At 70.2% G+C, this 15,108-nt stretch carries 13 protein-coding genes; 7 read left to right on the top strand and 6 right to left on the bottom strand.

All coding sequences use genetic code 11. The features are described 5' to 3' along the window. Nucleotides 1-57 precede the first annotated feature (57 nt). Together HQ603_RS06330 and HQ603_RS06325 are read left to right on the top strand one after the other, a co-directional pair. The gene (locus HQ603_RS06330) at nt 58-474 is read left to right on the top strand and encodes a hypothetical protein (RefSeq protein WP_222683675.1); all 417 of its coding nucleotides are present in this window, start codon (nt 58-60) and stop codon (nt 472-474) included. Nucleotides 475-606: 132 nt separating this feature from the next. Further along, nucleotides 607-1,749: an acyl-CoA dehydrogenase family protein gene (locus HQ603_RS06325; RefSeq protein ID WP_222683674.1), complete on the top strand. Its 1,143-nt coding sequence runs from the start codon at nt 607-609 to the stop codon at nt 1,747-1,749. Between the two features lie 70 nt (nt 1,750-1,819). Here the strand turns inward: HQ603_RS06325 and lexA are convergent, their stop codons facing one another. Then, the gene (gene lexA / locus HQ603_RS06320; RefSeq protein ID WP_222683673.1) at nt 1,820-2,542 is read right to left on the bottom strand and encodes a transcriptional repressor LexA; all 723 of its coding nucleotides are present in this window, start codon (nt 2,540-2,542) and stop codon (nt 1,820-1,822) included. Nucleotides 2,543-2,863: 321 nt separating this feature from the next. On the opposite strand from lexA, the gene HQ603_RS06315 reads away from it, so the two are divergent. Continuing rightward, a complete protein-coding gene (locus HQ603_RS06315; protein ID WP_222683672.1) occupies nt 2,864-3,298 on the top strand; it encodes a hypothetical protein in 435 nt (144 codons plus the stop codon). 105 nt (nt 3,299-3,403) lie between these two features. After that, a complete protein-coding gene (gene nrdR, locus HQ603_RS06310; RefSeq protein ID WP_222683671.1) occupies nt 3,404-3,880 on the top strand; it encodes a transcriptional regulator NrdR in 477 nt (158 codons plus the stop codon). A gap of 7 nt (nt 3,881-3,887) precedes the next feature. Here nrdR and hrpA read toward each other — a convergent pair whose 3' ends face one another. After that, nucleotides 3,888-7,814 (bottom strand): ATP-dependent RNA helicase HrpA, encoded by a 3,927-nt coding sequence (gene hrpA / locus HQ603_RS06305; protein WP_222683670.1) that lies wholly within the window; start codon nt 7,812-7,814, stop codon nt 3,888-3,890. On the opposite strand from hrpA, the gene HQ603_RS06300 reads away from it, so the two are divergent. Together HQ603_RS06300 and HQ603_RS06295 are read left to right on the top strand one after the other, a co-directional pair. After that, the gene (locus HQ603_RS06300; protein ID WP_222683669.1) at nt 7,813-9,102 is read left to right on the top strand and encodes an aminotransferase family protein; all 1,290 of its coding nucleotides are present in this window, start codon (nt 7,813-7,815) and stop codon (nt 9,100-9,102) included. The two genes, hrpA and HQ603_RS06300, sit on opposite strands and share 2 nt — an antisense overlap. A gap of 91 nt (nt 9,103-9,193) precedes the next feature. Further along, nucleotides 9,194-9,766, top strand: a complete 573-nt coding sequence (locus HQ603_RS06295; RefSeq protein ID WP_222683668.1) for a dihydrofolate reductase family protein — start codon at nt 9,194-9,196, stop codon at nt 9,764-9,766. Here HQ603_RS06295 and HQ603_RS06290 read toward each other — a convergent pair. Then, nucleotides 9,735-9,974 (bottom strand): hypothetical protein, encoded by a 240-nt coding sequence (locus HQ603_RS06290; RefSeq protein ID WP_222683667.1) that lies wholly within the window; start codon nt 9,972-9,974, stop codon nt 9,735-9,737. The genes HQ603_RS06295 and HQ603_RS06290 overlap by 32 nt on opposite strands. Before the next feature lie 33 nt (nt 9,975-10,007). On the opposite strand from HQ603_RS06290, the gene HQ603_RS06285 reads away from it, so the two are divergent. Then, nucleotides 10,008-10,700: a hypothetical protein gene (locus HQ603_RS06285; RefSeq protein WP_222683666.1), complete on the top strand. Its 693-nt coding sequence runs from the start codon at nt 10,008-10,010 to the stop codon at nt 10,698-10,700. Here the strand turns inward: HQ603_RS06285 and HQ603_RS06280 are convergent. Genes HQ603_RS06280 through HQ603_RS06270 form a run of 3 tightly spaced genes read right to left on the bottom strand, consistent with a single transcriptional unit; the run spans nt 10,697 to nt 14,978 of the window. Then, nucleotides 10,697-11,401, bottom strand: a complete 705-nt coding sequence (locus HQ603_RS06280; RefSeq protein ID WP_222683665.1) for a PhzF family phenazine biosynthesis protein — start codon at nt 11,399-11,401, stop codon at nt 10,697-10,699. The genes HQ603_RS06285 and HQ603_RS06280 overlap by 4 nt on opposite strands. A 31-nt stretch (nt 11,402-11,432) precedes the next feature. After that, the gene (locus tag HQ603_RS06275; RefSeq protein ID WP_222683664.1) at nt 11,433-13,931 is read right to left on the bottom strand and encodes a DEAD/DEAH box helicase; all 2,499 of its coding nucleotides are present in this window, start codon (nt 13,929-13,931) and stop codon (nt 11,433-11,435) included. Nucleotides 13,932-13,940: 9 nt separating this feature from the next. Next, a complete protein-coding gene (locus HQ603_RS06270) occupies nt 13,941-14,978 on the bottom strand; it encodes an alpha/beta fold hydrolase (protein WP_222683663.1) in 1,038 nt (345 codons plus the stop codon). Nucleotides 14,979-15,108 lie beyond the last annotated feature (130 nt).

Below are 15,108 nucleotides of genomic sequence, written 5' to 3'. Positions count from 1 at the left end.
CCGTGGGGAATGGACTCGCGACGACCCGGTCTCCCGGGGCTCGAGCCGATGCGCCGGGTGAGCGTCGCGCCCGAGGAATGGCCGTCGACGCCGGCGTGGAAGTCCGCCCTGGCCGCCGTCGTCCCGGTCGCGGTCCTCGGGCTCGCGTGGCTGGGCCCGCCCGTGGCCGGGTCGGTCCTCGGAATCGGCGCGCTGGTCGTCGGCCTGCTGCTGAGCGTCGTCGGGGGGCGGCGGGTGTTGCGAGAGAACGCCGGACGGCGGGTGCCGTGGTGGCATGAGCCTTCGATCCGGCGCCGCGACCGCGACCTGGTGCAGAGTGCAGCGGGGTCCTGTGCCGCCGTCGCCGCGGTCGGGCTCGTTCGGGCGACCGGGTCGTGGTGGTTCCTTCTCGCGGCGGTGGCGGTCTTCGTTCCCGACGTGGTCCTGCACGCCCGGCACAACCGAGCCGTCCGTCGCGAGAATCGTGTGCAGTAGTCCGCGCTGAACGCCGATATCTGCACACGATCCGGACGGCAGTGGTCACCGAACGCGCTCGCACAGGTCATCGACGCCGGTTCGCGGCCGGACCTACCGTGGGGTGGTCACTCACGCCACACGAGGAGAGTCATGAAGCGCACGTTGTTCGAGCCCGAGCACGATCTGTTCCGCAGCTCGTACAAGAAGTTTCTCGAGCAGCACGTCGCGCCGCACCACGCGGAATGGGAAGAGCAGAACATCGTCGACCGCGGCGTCTGGGTCGAGGCCGGCAAGCAGGGCTTCCTCGGCACCGCCGTGCCGGAGGAGTTCGGCGGCGGCGGCGTCCGGGACTTCCGCTACAACGCGATCGTCACCGAGGAGACCACCGCCGGTGGATACAGCGGCATCGGGTTCACGCTGCACAACGACGTCGTCGCGCCGTACCTCATCGAGCTGACCAACGACGAGCAGAAGCAGCGCTGGCTGCCCGGTTTCTGCTCGGGTGAACTCATCACCGCCATCGCGATGACCGAGCCCGGCACCGGTAGCGACCTGCAGGGCATCAAGACCCGCGCCGTTCGCGACGGCGACGACTGGGTGCTCAACGGCTCGAAGACGTTCATCACCAACGGCATCAACGCCGACCTGGTCCTCGTGGTCGCCTGTACCGATCCCGAGAAGGGCGCCCAGGGCTTCAGCATCTTCGGCGTCGAGCGGGACATGCCGGGGTTCGAGCGTGGCCGCAATCTCGACAAGATCGGCATGAAGGCCCAGGACACGGCCGAGCTCAGCTTCACCGACGTCCGGGTGCCGGCCGCAAACATGCTGGGCGAGGAGGGCATGGGCTTCATCTACCTCATGCAGAACCTCCCGCAGGAGCGACTGTCGATCGCCGTCGTCGCCGCCGCCGCTATCGAGCGGGCCGTCGAGATGACGGTGCAGTACTGCAAGGACCGCAAGGCGTTCGGCAAGCCGATCGGCAAGTTCCAGAACACGCGCTTCGTCCTGGCCGAGTGTGCGACGGAGGCCACCGCCGTCCGCATCATGGTGGACAAGTACATCGAGCAGCTCAACGCGGGCGAGCTCACCGTCCAGGAGGCCGCCATGGCCAAGTGGTGGACCACCGAGAATCAGGTCAAGATCATCGACCGGTGCCTGCAGCTGCACGGTGGTTACGGCTACATGAAGGAATACCCGATCGCCAAGGCGTACATGGACTCTCGCGTGCAGACGATCTACGGCGGCACCACGGAGATCATGAAGGAGATCATCGGGCGCGGTCTCGACCTCTAGACCCCTCGAGCGAGAACACGAGAACGCCGGCACCGATCCTTCGGTGCCGGCGTTCTCGCGCGTGGGGGGATCAGAGCTTGCGCATCACGGTGACGACCTTGCCGAGGACGACGGCGTCGTTGCCGGGGATGGGCTCGAAGAGCGGGTTGTGGGGGAGGAGCCACACGTCCCCGCCGGTGCGCTTGAACGTCTTGACCGTCGCCTCGCCGTCGATCATGGCGGCGACGATGTCACCGTTGTCGGCGACGTTCTGCTGGCGCACGACCACCCAGTCGCCGTCGCAGATGGCCGCGTCGATCATCGACTCACCGACGACGCGCAACAGGAAGAGCGAGCCGGACCCCACCAATTCGCGCGGGAGGGGGAACACCTCCTCGACGGCCTGCTCGGCGAGGATGGGCCCGCCGGCCGCGATGCGTCCGAGAACCGGGACGAAGGTGGGGGCGGGCATCGCGTCGGACCGGTCTCCGGCATCGGTGCCGGCCGGGTCCACGGTGGGAGCGTCGACGGTCGAGGCCTCCTCGGGGCGTCCGTTCTCGCCCGGCAGCCGCACGTCGACCGCGCGGGGGCGGTTGGGATCCCGGCGCAGGAAGCCCTTCTTCTCGAGCGTGCGCAGTTGGTGCGCGACGGAGGAGGTGGACGTGAGGCCGACGGCGTCACCGATCTCGCGGATGCTCGGGGGGTAGCCGCGCTCGGTGACCGAGGCCCGGATGACCTCCAACACGCGGCGTTGCCGTTCGGTGAGGCCGGAACCGGAATCGGTACTCGTGGCGGACGAGCTCTCGTCGGGCATGGTGTGAACCTCCATCGGTGGCCGGCTGGGGCGGGCGAGTGGTGCCGGTCGCGTCGAACGGTGGTGCGTCGGGGCGTGGTGCGCACGGTGCCGCGGTGGCGCCTGTGACCCCTGGTGTTCGATGCGACGTCGTGAGTTGAAGTTAGACCGGATTCGAACGCGGATCAAACACCTGTTCGATCCGTGTCGCGATTTCGTGGTTCTTGTCGGACCGTCCTGCTATACATCGAACATGCGTTCATTCGAACGCGTGGTCGAACGGAATGGTCGAACGCCAGCCGGCGTTCCGTCCACCGGGGGACCACCGGCTACCCACGAGGAGTGGTTGCAGTGATTCGTACCGATCTGCCGACCATCGAGACCACCCGTTCCGGCGCCTCCGCTCGCCCGTCCACCGACCGCTGGACCTGCGACGACGATTCCTACTGGGGCATCGTCGCCGGCGCCGACACCGGTGCGCGGCCCACCCGGTCGCGCGAGACGGCCCGGCCCGCACCGGTCCGGCGCCGCCCGGTCGTCCGCGACGCGCGGCGCCCGCACGGCGGCGGAATCGAGTACGACGGACGCACGGCCGGCGTATCGCGCGCCCCGCACGGGTCGCGCCCGGCGCGGGGAATCGCGTCCGTCGTAGCTGTGGTTCTCGTCACAGCCGCGTCGGCGCTGGGTCTGGTCGGTGTCGCCAATCTGCGTGCGGCGGACGTCCCTCCGCAGCCGTCCGTCGTGGAGCAGCTCGACCTCGGCGTGTCACCGCGCTGATCGGGTGCGTGCCACCGATCGGTAGGCTCGGGGGCGGCGTCGAGGTCGGCGTCTCGTCACCGAGCCGACACGGTACTGCCGTGAGCATCGAGGGGTCCACGCCGCATGCATTGCCCGTTCTGCCGCCATCCCGACTCGCGTGTAGTCGATTCACGCGAGGCGGACGAAGGACAGGCGATCCGCCGTCGACGCTCGTGCCCCGAGTGCGGCCGCCGGTTCACCACCGTGGAGACGGCCGTGCTGTCCGTGGTCAAGCGCAGCGGCGTCAGCGAGCCGTTCAGCCGGGACAAGGTCGTCCAGGGTGTGCGACGCGCCTGCCAGGGCCGCGCCGTGGACAACGACGCCCTCGTTCTCCTGGCTCAGCAGGTGGAGGACACCGTGCGAGCGTCGGGCTCGGCGGAGATCCCCAGCAACGAGGTGGGCCTGGCCATCCTCGGCCCGCTCCGGGACCTCGACGAGGTCGCGTACCTGCGCTTCGCGTCGGTCTACCGCTCCTTCAGCAGTGCCGAGGACTTCGAGCGCGAGATCGACGAGCTCCGTCGCCACCAGCGCGGCGAGGACACCGTTCCGACGACGTCCTGACCGGGGATCAGCGCCGCGTCGTGCGGACGGCGTCGATCGCTTTCAGAACTCGCTTCTCCGACACCGGGTACGCGGTGCCGAGGGTCTGCGCGAACAGATTGACCCGCAGCTCCTCGATCATCCACGCGATCTCGCGGACGTCATCCGCCGCGCGTCGGGCGGGCGGAAGACTCTCCAGCAGAGTGTCGTACGCGGCGTAGACCCGATCCAGCGCGACCATGCCGGCCGCGTCCCGTGCCGCGCTCGACGGCAGCGCCGCCAGCCGCCGACGCGCCGCCTCGAGGTAGCGCGGCAGATGCGGCAGGTGCGACATGCCCGTCTCGAACACGAAGCCGGGGAAGATCAGCGAGTCGAGTTGCGCGCGAACGTCGTCCGCGGGCTCGCCGCTCGCCCGGTCCAGCGCGAGGCGCACGGCGGTCGCCGCGGCGAGGACGGGTTCCACCAGGCGCAGCACGGCCGCGGTGCGCGCCGCGAGTTCGCGTCGGACCGCGGCCTCGAGGGCGGCGAACTGCTCCGGCGAGGACACCGGGCCGCCGTGCGCCGTCATCAGATCGTCCGCGGCGAGAGTGCGGCAGTCGTCGAGCAGCGCGTCGATGCTGCCGTGCGGGTTCTGGCCCAGGTGCAGCCGTGCTGCCGGTGAGCGACCCGCGAGCAGGGACTTGCTCGAGACCGGAACGGCGTCGAGGAGCAATCGCCGCGTCCCCTCGCGCATCGCGGCGCGCTGCTCGGCGGCCGATCCGAGGACGCGGACGGCCACCCCGTCGCGCTCGGCCACCAGAGCCGGATAGCCGGTCACCTCGCGGCCCTGCACCGTGCGGGTGACGGTCGGCGCGAGCGTGCCGATGGTCTCGGACGTCCAGCGGCGGACGGGGCCCTTCTCGGTGTCCTTGGCCGCCGCCGAGACGGCCGTGGCCGCGGCGCGTCCCAGCCGGGTCTTCAGCGCCGACAACGACGTCCCGCGCCCCAGTTCGGTGGTCCCGTCGACGATGCGGAACGTCATGCGCAGGTGACGGGGCAGTGCGTCGGGGGAGAAGTCGTCGGGTCCGATGGGGACGCCGCCCATACGGGTGAGCTCCCGCGAGAGCGCCGTCGTGAGCGGCTCGGTGCGGGGGCGCATCGCGGCGACGGCGGCCGCGGCGTGGTCGGGTGCGGGAACCACGGTGCGGCGCAGGTCCTTCGGCAGCGTCTTGATGAGGGCGGTCACCAGGTCCAACCGCATGCCGGGGACCAACCAGTCGAAGCCGACGTCGGCGACCTGCGGCAACTGATCGACCGGGATGTGGACGGTGACGCCGTCGTCGTCTCGGCCGGGTTCGAACTGATAGGTCAGCGGGAACTGTCGCTCGCCCTGGCGCCACGCATCGGGGAAGTCGCCGCCCGTGACCGCGGCGGCCGCCGGGGTGACGACCGTCGTGCGGTCGAAGTCGAGCAGGTCCGGCGTCGCTCGGGACGCCTTCTTCCACCACCGGTCGAAGTGGCGCGCCGAGACCACGTCGGCAGGCACCCGCTCGTCGTAGAACGCGTACAGCGCGTCGTCGTCGACCACGATGTCCCGGCGTCGGGCACGCGACTCCAGTTCCTCGGCGTCACTGCGCAACTGCTGGTTGTGGTGGAAGAAGCGATGGTGGGTGCGCCATTCACCCTGGACCAGGGCGTGACGCAGGAACAGGTCGCGGGAGACCTCGGCGTCGATCGAGCCGTAGGACACCGGCCGCTTGGCCACCAGCGGCACGCCGTAGAGCGTCACCCGCTCGTAGGCGACGGCGGCTTCGCGTTTGGTGGACCAGTGCGGTTCCGAGTACTGCCGCTTCAGCAGGTGCGGCGCGAGTTTCTCCGCCCACTCGGGCTCGATCCGCGCCGCCATCCGCGCCCAGAGGCGGCTGGTCTCCACCAGTTCCGCCGCCATGACCCACCGCGGTGGCTTCTTCGACAGCGACGAGCCGGGGAAGATCGCGAACGTCGACCCCCGCGCGCCGAGGAAGTCGCGCTTCTCGCCCTCACGTAATCCGATGTGCGACAACAGGCCCGACAGCAGCGCCTGGTGGATCGTGGCGTCCGACGCCGGGGTGTGCGCGTCGTGGTCCGGCACGGTCCACCCCATGCCGCGGGCGATCTGCCGGAGCTGGCCGTGCAGGTCCTGCCACTCCCGGATGCGCAGATAGTGCAGGAACTCGGTGCGGCACAGTCGGCGGAACTGGTTGGAGGACAACGCCCGTCGCTGCTCACCGAGGTACGTCCACAACTCGCGCAGGGCGAGGAAGTCCGAGCCCTCGACCGCGAATCGGCGGTGCATCTCGTCGGCCGCCTGCTGGTGCTCGGCGGGCCGCTCGCGCACGTCCTGGATGGACAGCGCCGCCACGATGACCAGCATCTCCGGCAGGCAGCCCGACCGATGGGCCTCCACCAGCATGCGCGCCATCCGCGGATCGACCGGGAGGCCGGCCAGCTCGCGTCCGAGGGGAGTCAACCGCGGCCCGTCGTGGTCGTCGGCGTTCGGGGTGGTGTCCAGGGCGCCGAGTTCGGTGAGCAGTCCGAGGCCGTCCCGCACGCTGCGCGGATCGGGCGGTTCGACGAACGGGAACTTCTCCACGGCCCCGAGGCCGAGCGAGGCCATCTGCAGGATCACCGACGCGAGATTGGTGCGCAGGATCTCCGGGTCGGTGAAATCCGGACGCGCCTCGAAGTCCTCCTCCGAGTACAACCGGATGCAGATGCCGTCGGCGACGCGGCCGCACCGTCCCGCGCGCTGACGGGCCGAGGCCTTCGAGATCGGCTCGATGGGCAGCCGCTGCACCTTGGTGCGCAGCGAGTACCGGGAGATACGCGCGGTACCGGGATCGACGACGTACCGGATGCCGGGGACGGTCAGGGACGTCTCGGCGACGTTGGTGGCCAACACGATCCGGCGGCCGGAGTGCCGCTCGAACACGCGATGTTGCTCGGCGGCGGACAACCGGGCGTAGAGGGGAAGCACCTCGACGCCGCGCAGGCGACGGTCCTTCAACGCGTCGGCGGTGTCGCGGATCTCGCGCTCACCGGAGAGGAAGACGAGGATGTCGCCCTCGGGCTCGCGGAGGAGTTCGTCGACGGCGTCGCACGTGGCGTCGACGGGGTCGCGGTCGATCGTCTCGTCCTCGCGGTCCACGGTGAGCGGTCGGTAGCGCATCTCGACGGGGAAGGTGCGGCCCGAGACCTCGACGATGGGCGCGTCCCGGCCGTCGACGGCGAAGTGCCGTGCGAAGCGCTCGGGATCGATGGTCGCCGACGTCACGATCACCTTGAGGTCGGGACGCTGGGGGAGCAGGCGCGCCAGGTAGCCCAGGAGGAAGTCGATGTTGAGGCTGCGCTCGTGCGCCTCGTCGATGATGATCGTGTCGTAGCGGCGCAGCATGCGATCCCGCTGGATCTCCGCGAGCAGGATGCCGTCCGTCATCAGCTTGATCAGCGTGTCGTCGGACGAGCGGTCGGTGAACCGCACCGTGTAGCCGACGGCCTCGCCGATCTCCTGGCCCAGTTCCTCCGCGATGCGCTCGGCCACCGTCCTGGCGGCGAGACGACGCGGCTGCGTGTGCCCGATGGTGCCGCGTACGCCGCGGCCCAGTTCCAGGCAGATCTTGGGGATCTGCGTGGTCTTGCCGGAACCGGTCTCGCCGGCGACGATCACCACCTGGTTCTCGGCGATGGCGGCGGCGATGTCCTCGCGCCGCGCCGTGACGGGGAGAAACTCCGGGTACTCGAGCGCGGGCACGGCAGAGCGCCGGTTCTGCACCCGCACCTCGGCACGGTCGATCTCGGAGGAGATCTTCGCGAGGTCGTCGGGCCGCCGGCTGCGTCCGAGACGCCGACCGATCCGGTGGGCGTCGGTATGGGTGAGGCCGGCGAGACGCGCGGTGAGGTCACTGCGCGTGGGGGAGGTGGAGGCAGGTGTCGACATGGCTGAGTCCAGCGTATCGGTCCGGTCTACGCTGACCGACGTGACCGATCACAGCTCAGCGTTCTGGCACGGCTTCTCCGACATGCACACCGTGGAGTCGGGAGGGCGTTTCGTCGTCGCCCGCGGTGAGGGAGCGCGCATCTGGGACACGGAGGGCCGCGAGTACCTCGACGGCACGGCGGGCCTGTGGTTCACCAACGTCGGGCACGGCCGCACCGAGATCGCCGACGCCGTCGCCCGCCAGCTGAGCACCCTCGCGCACTACTCGACCTTCGGGGACGTCACCCCCGACGTGACGCTCGAACTCGCGGACCGTCTGGCCGAGATCGCGCCGGTGCCGGGCAGCAAGATCTTCTTCACGTCCGGCGGCTCGGATTCGATCGACACCGCCGCCAAGCTCGCACGCCGGTACTGGCACCAGGTCGGCCGCCCGGGCAAGACCGTCGTGGTCGGTCGGCAGAAGGCGTATCACGGTATGCACGTCGCCGGCACCGCGCTGTCCGGCCTCCCGCTCAACCGGGAGAACTACGGCGAGCTCATGACCGACGCGCGCACCGTGGCGTGGGACGACGCCAAGGAACTGCTGTCGCTGATCGAGAAGGAGGGCGCCGACACCATCGCGGCGTTCTTCGCGGAGCCGATCATCGGCGCCGGTGGCGTCTACCTGCCGCCCGCCGGCTACCTGCACGAGGTCCGGCAGATCTGCCGCGACCACGACATCCTCTTCGTCGCCGACGAGGTGGTGACCGGCTTCGGGCGTATCGGCGGTGCCTGGTTCGCCTCGACGACGTTCGAGCTCGAGCCCGATCTGGTGACCACCGCCAAGGGACTGACGTCCGGCTACGTGCCCATGGGTGCGGTGTTCGTCGCCCCGTGGATCGCGGCGCCGTTCTACGAGGGCGGCTCGTGGTGGCGGCACGGCTACACGTACGGCGGCCATGCGGGCGCGGCCGCCGCGGCCCTGGCGAACCTCGACATCATCGACCGTGAGGACCTGCTCACGCACGCGTCGCGAGTCGCCGCGGCACTGCACCGGCATCTGGCGCCGCTCGCGGAACACGACCTCGTCAGCGAGGTCCGCAGCGGCATGGGTGCCGTCGCCGCCGTGCAGTTCGCGGACCCGACGTACGCCATGCCGTTCGTGAGAACCCTGCGCCGCGAGGGGGTCTCGGCGCGCGCGGCGGGCAACGGCGCGATTCAGTTCTCCCCGGCGTTCGTCATGACCGACGAGCAGGTCGAGGAGATGGCCGCGGCCACCGGGCGGGCGCTGGACGCCACGGTCGGCTGAGCGCGTCGGCTCACGCGGCCGAAAACCCGTCGCGCCGGCGTCGGTCGATCTCCTAGCGTCGAAGCTCCACCCGGCCGAGAGGAGTTCGCCCGTGCGAGAACTGATCTACTACGTCGCCACGAGTCTCGACGGAGTCATCGCTGCCCCGGACGGCACCTGGGGTGCGTTCCTCGACGAGGGCGATCACATGGCGGTGCTCGTCGACGAGTACGCGGACATGCTGCCCGGTCACGTCCGCGGGGCGCTCGACATCACCGCCGATCCCACGCTCGTCGACACGGTGATCATGGGGTGGAACACCTACACCCCGGCGCTCGACGCGGGCATCGTCAGCCCGTATCCGCACCTGCGGCAGATCGTCGCCTCTCGCTCGCGCCGACCCGACTCGCCCGACGTCGCGGTCACGGCCGATCCCGTGGCGACGGTGCGGGCTCTTCGCCGCGAGGGCGGCGGCGGCATCTATCTCGCGGGTGGGGGAGCGCTCGCGGGGACGCTGATCGACGAGATCGACCGCCTGGTGCTGAAGATCAACCCCGTGGTCCTGGGCGACGGCGTCCCGCTGTTCGGCGGGGCCTCCTACGCCGACCGGCGGTTCCGGCCGACGCGCACGCGCGCCTTCGACTCGGGGGTCGTCATGGCCGAGTACGTCCGCGCCGGGGCGTGACCGGGTCGTCCGCCGCCGCGGCGGTGGCCACCGCGAGACGCTGGTGCAGCCGTTCCCGGATCTCGTCGGGCTCGTACTCCCGACGCCGGCGCTCCGACCGCGCGACGACGACGCCCGTCGCGGCGACGCCGACGGCTCCGGCGAGCCCGGCGAACTTCAGCCACGTCCGGGGTGAGCCGAACCGGGACGTTCCGCGTCGTGAGGGCATGACCGCACCCTAGCGGCCACTAGGCTTTCCGGCGTGAACGCCTCGGGACCGTCGTCGGTGGATCTGGGTACGGCCGTGGACCTGACCCGGACGGGTGACCTCTGGATCTTTCGTGGCCGCTCGGCCGCGGACCGGGCGATCCAGACCCTCACCAACAGCCCCGTCAATCACGTGGGCATGGCCGTGGTTCTCGACGACCTGCCACCACTGATGTGGCACGCCGAACTGGGGCAGTCGTTGCCCGACATGTGGACCGGCAAGCACCAGCGCGGTGTGCAGCTGCACGATCTCCGGGCCGCCGTGGAGCAGTGGGGGCGTCGCTACGACCAGCGTGCGTGGTTCCGCCAACTGCAGACCCCCGTCACGCGGACGCAGGAGGACGCGTTGATGCGGACCATCGCGCGCCTGGACGGCACCGCGTTTCCCACGACGGCGAAGCTCGCCGGCCGGTGGTTCGCCGGTCGCCTCCCGGCCGTGGGCCGCGGGGACGACCGCGGCCTCGAGACGATGTACTGCGCGGAGGTGGTGGCCATGACCTACGAGGCCATGGGTCTGCTCACCGCGCGGGAATCGCCCACTCCGCTGAAACCGTTCGACAAGCTGGGTCTGAAACCGCCTCGGCGGCGGGCGAACTGGTACGACCCCGGCCGGTTCTGGAGCGGCGACCACCTGCCGCTGGCCGAGGGCGTGACCCTGGGCCGCGAGATCGCGGTGGAGCTCGACTAAACCGACGGGGATGTCCGGTCGGGCACCGACCGTGACTCCTCGGCGGCCACTCGGCCTCCGAGGTCGATCCAGCCGTCCTCGCCGAGAGTGGTGGTCAGGTGGGATCCGCGGCCCTGCTCGATCCGCAGGCTCCGTCCGAGGTGGGCGGTGATGCGCAGCGCCGCCGCGCCCGTGGCCTCGTCCTCCGCGATGCCCATGTCCGGGGCGAACATACGGGACCGGATGCGGCCGGCCGACTGGTCGACCCAGGCCCAGAGGTAGTGGTGGCCGTCGGTGTAGCGGGTGGGATCGACGGCGAGGACGTCGTCGACGGTCGGGAGCTGCTCGATCGCGAACTCCGGCGCCCAGTCGGCGCGCGCACGAACCGACACCTCGTCACCGTCGATGCGGACCGCGAACGGGCCGGCGGGCACGTCGAGCGCGGCGACGGGCGTGCCGCGCCGGTCGAGCCAGGCCGCCGTCCCCACGGTGGGGTGTCCCGCGAAGGGCAGTTCCGCGGCGGGGGTGTGGATACGCACGGCGGTCGACTCGGTCGGTGCGCTCGGCACGTCGACGAACACCGTTTCGCTGTAGTTCAGCCGGCGGGCCAGCTCCTGCCGATCGGACACCGGCACCGCGGCGGCGTCGACGATGCCCAGCGGATTGCCGTGGCGGCCCTCGGCATCGGTGAAGACGCGGACCACGTGAACGTCGATCGTCATGGCGCGATGCTAGGTCCGGGCCGCGCGCGACTCAACCGGCCCGCACGACCATGTCCTCGAACACGACCTCGCCGGTCGCGTCCGACTCGGGCACGTCGACGAGAGCGATCAGGGCCCAGCCGTGGTCGCCCTCGGGATCGTCGATGACCTGCCGAGCCGTCGTGCCGTCGGCGTCGGTGACGAGTGAGAACAGTTGCGGCCCGCGGGCATTCGGGCCCGTTCCGATCTCGCCGTACTCGGCGAAGTAGTCCTCGAGGTCGTCGGCCCAGTCGATGCCGTCGCCGAGCTCGTCCAGCTCGGCCCATCGTCGGCGCGCGGCGAGATCGATCCGCTTGAACAGTGCGTTGCGCACCATGACCCGGAAGGCGCGCGGGTTCGCTGAGATGGGCTTCGGGGTGTCGGCGCCGTACGGCGCCACCGGCGCGTCGCCGTCCGTCGGCTGGGGGTCGGTGAGGTTCTCCCACTCGTCGAGCAGGCTCGAGTCGACCTGGCGCACCGTCTCGCCGAGCCACTCCGTGATGTCGTGCACCTCGTCGGACCGGACCTCCGGCGGCACGGTCTGACGCAGCGCGCGGTAGGCGTCGGCGAGGTAGCGCAGGACGGAACCCTCGGAGCGGGACAGGCCGTACCGGGAGATCACGTCGGAGAACGTCATGGCGCGCTCGACCATCTCGCGCACCACCGACTTCGGCGACAGCGCGAACTCGGACAACCACGGATGGCCGGCCCGGTAGACCTCGAAGGCCGGCCGCAGCACGTCGTCGAGCGGCTTGGGCCAGGTGATCTCCTCGAGCAGCTCCATCCGCTCCTCGTACTCGAGGCCGTCCGCCTTCATCTGCGCCACGGCCTCGCCGCGCGCCGCGTGCTGCTGCGCCATCAGGATCTGCCGGGGATCGTCGAGAGTCGCCTCGATGACGGAGACGACGTCGAGGGCGTAGGTGGGTTGCTCGCGATCGAGCAGCTCGAACGCGGCCAACGCGAACGTCGACAAGGGTTGATTCAGTGCGAAATCGCGTTGCAGATCCACGGTGAGACGGGCCCGCCGCCCCTCGGCATCCGGTTCGTCGAGTTGCTCGACGATGCCGGCGTCGCGGAGACCACGGTAGAGCCGCACCGCCTGCAGGATGTGTCGGCGCTGCGCGGCGCGCGTCTCGTGGTTGTCCTCGAGCAGGTGCCGCATGGCGTCGAAACAGCTTCCCGGCCGGGCGATCACGTTGAGCAGCATCGAATTGTTCACCCGGAAGCGTGACACCAGCGGCTCCGGACTCGCGGCGACCAGACGCTCGAAACTCGGCTTGCCCCAGGAGACGAAGCCCTCGGGCGCCTTCTTGCGCTGAATCCGCTTGAGCTTCTTCGGATCGTCGCCGGCCTTGGCCACCAGGCGCGCGTTCTCGATGTCGTGTTCGGGCGCCTGTACCATCACAGTGCCGAGCGTGTCGTACCCGGCGCGCCCTGCGCGACCGGCGATCTGGTGGAACTCGCGCGCCCGCAGCTGACGGGTGCGGACGCCGTCGTACTTCGTCAGACCGGTGAGCAGCACCGTTCGAATGGGCACGTTGATCCCGACACCGAGCGTGTCCGTTCCGCAGATGACAGCGAGCAGGCCGTCCTGCGCGAGCTTCTCCACCAGCCGTCGGTAGCGCGGCAACATGCCCGCGTGGTGCACGCCGATACCGTGACGCACCAAGCGGGACAACGTCTTCCCGAAGCCGGTGGTGAATCGGAACCCGCCGATGGCCTCGGCGATCGCGGCCTTGGTCTCCTTGGTGGAGACCTGGATCGACGTCAGCGCCTGGGCGCGCTCCAGCGCCGCCGCCTGCGTGAAGTGCACGACGTAGACGGGGGCGAGATGCGTCGACACCAATTCCTCGATGGTCTCGACGATCGGGGTGAGGCGGTACGAGAACACCAGGGGGACAGGGCGTTCGGACCCCTCGACCACCGTGGTGGGCCGACCGGTGCGGCGGGTGAGATCGTCACGGAAGAACGAGACGTCGCCCAGCGTGGCCGACATGAGCAGGAACTGGGCGTGCGGAAGCTCGAGCAGCGGGACCTGCCACGCCCAGCCGCGATCGGGCTCGGAGTAGTAGTGGAACTCGTCCATGATCACCTGGCCGATGGAGGAATCCGCACCCTCGCGCAGCGCCATGTTGGCCACGATCTCGGCGGTCGCGCACACGATCGGGGCGGACGCGTTGACCGCGGCGTCACCGGTGATCATCCCGACGTTCTCCGCGCCGAAGATCTCGCACAGGGCGAAGAACTTCTCGCTGACCAACGCCTTGATCGGCGCGGTGTAGAACGATCGGACGCCCGCCGCCAAGGCGGCGACGTGCGCAGCCACGGCCACCATGGACTTCCCGGACCCCGTCGGGGTCGCGAGCACGACGTTGTTGCCCGAGACCAGCTCGATGACGGCCTCGTCCTGCAGCGGGTAGAGCTCGAGTCCACGGTCGGCGACCCAGGTGGTGAAGGCGTCGTACACCTCGTCTGCCGACGCGGAGCGGGGCACCATCTCGGTCAACAGCATCACTACAGGCTACGTAGCTGACCTCTCGTCCGAACCCATGGCACCCAGAACCGCCCGACGGGTGGCCGGACTGCCCGCGATGTCGCTCTCGCCCACGCCGTCGATCAACAGCCGTCGCCACCGGGCGTCGTCGAATTCGAGCGGCGTCGTCGTCGCCACGAAGTCCTCGAGGACGCGGAGGAACCGCATCGGATCGTCCCGGTGCGGGAAGTGACCCGCGCCGCGGAAGACGTCGAGGCGCGAGCCGGGCATCACCGCGTGCGCGAGCGTGGCGTGCTCGACCGGAATCACCGTGTCGTGCTCACCCCAGACGAGCTGCACGGGGAGGTTCTCGGTGAGGTAGCACCGGTCGAGCATGGTGACGGCCTGCCCGCGCCAGTCGACCACGGCGCGCAACGTCTTGCGGTAGGCGTCGTACGCCGTCGAGTCGAGCAGGTTGCCCACCACCCGCAGGAGGTCCGGCGTGTCGTGCAGCGCGGGCCCGGGGTGCAGCGGGGTGCCGTCGAGTCGCTGCACGGCCGATCCGACCACCCGCAGTGCCCGCATGGCGCCGGGGAGACGCAGCACCTTGAACAGCTCGTTGACCACCGGGAGCGACATCAGCCGCAGGGCCGGATGCACGTCCTTGGTCACGCCACCCGCGGACACCAACACCAACCGCTGCACCATCTGCGGGTACTGGTAGGCGAACTGCATGGCCACCCCGCCGCCCAGCGAATGGCCCACCACGGTGACCGCGTCGATACCGAGGGTGACCAGCAGGTCCCGCAGACCGTTGGCGTAGGCGGCGACCGAGTAGTCGGCCCGCGGTTTGTCCGACAGGCCGTGACCGAGCAGATCGGGCGCGATAACCGTGTGCGACGCGGCGAGGTGCGGGATCAGCTCGAGCCAGGTCTCCGAGCTGTCGCCGATGCCGTGCACGAGCAGCAGCGCCGGCCCCTCGCCGGCCATGCGGAAGGCGCGGCGATAGCCGTGGACGGTGCGGTGGTGCAGACGTGGCCGGGCGTCCGGCACGGGCCGCAGGGCGCGGGTGCGTGAGGTCGTCATGGTCGGTCGCTCCTCACAGCCGAACCGGTCGACGCGGGAGATGCGTCGACCGGTTCAGTGTGGTCGGTGTCTGTGACGGACACGCTACGGGGAGGTGACGGCTCCGTCAGGCGAAACCCGCGTCGGCGAG

Origin of the sequence: Rhodococcoides corynebacterioides (assembly GCF_019834675.1) — a bacterium.
GTDB classification, from domain to species: domain Bacteria; phylum Actinomycetota; class Actinomycetes; order Mycobacteriales; family Mycobacteriaceae; genus Rhodococcoides; species Rhodococcoides corynebacterioides_A.
This window is presented reverse-complemented; position numbering and strand designations above follow the sequence as displayed.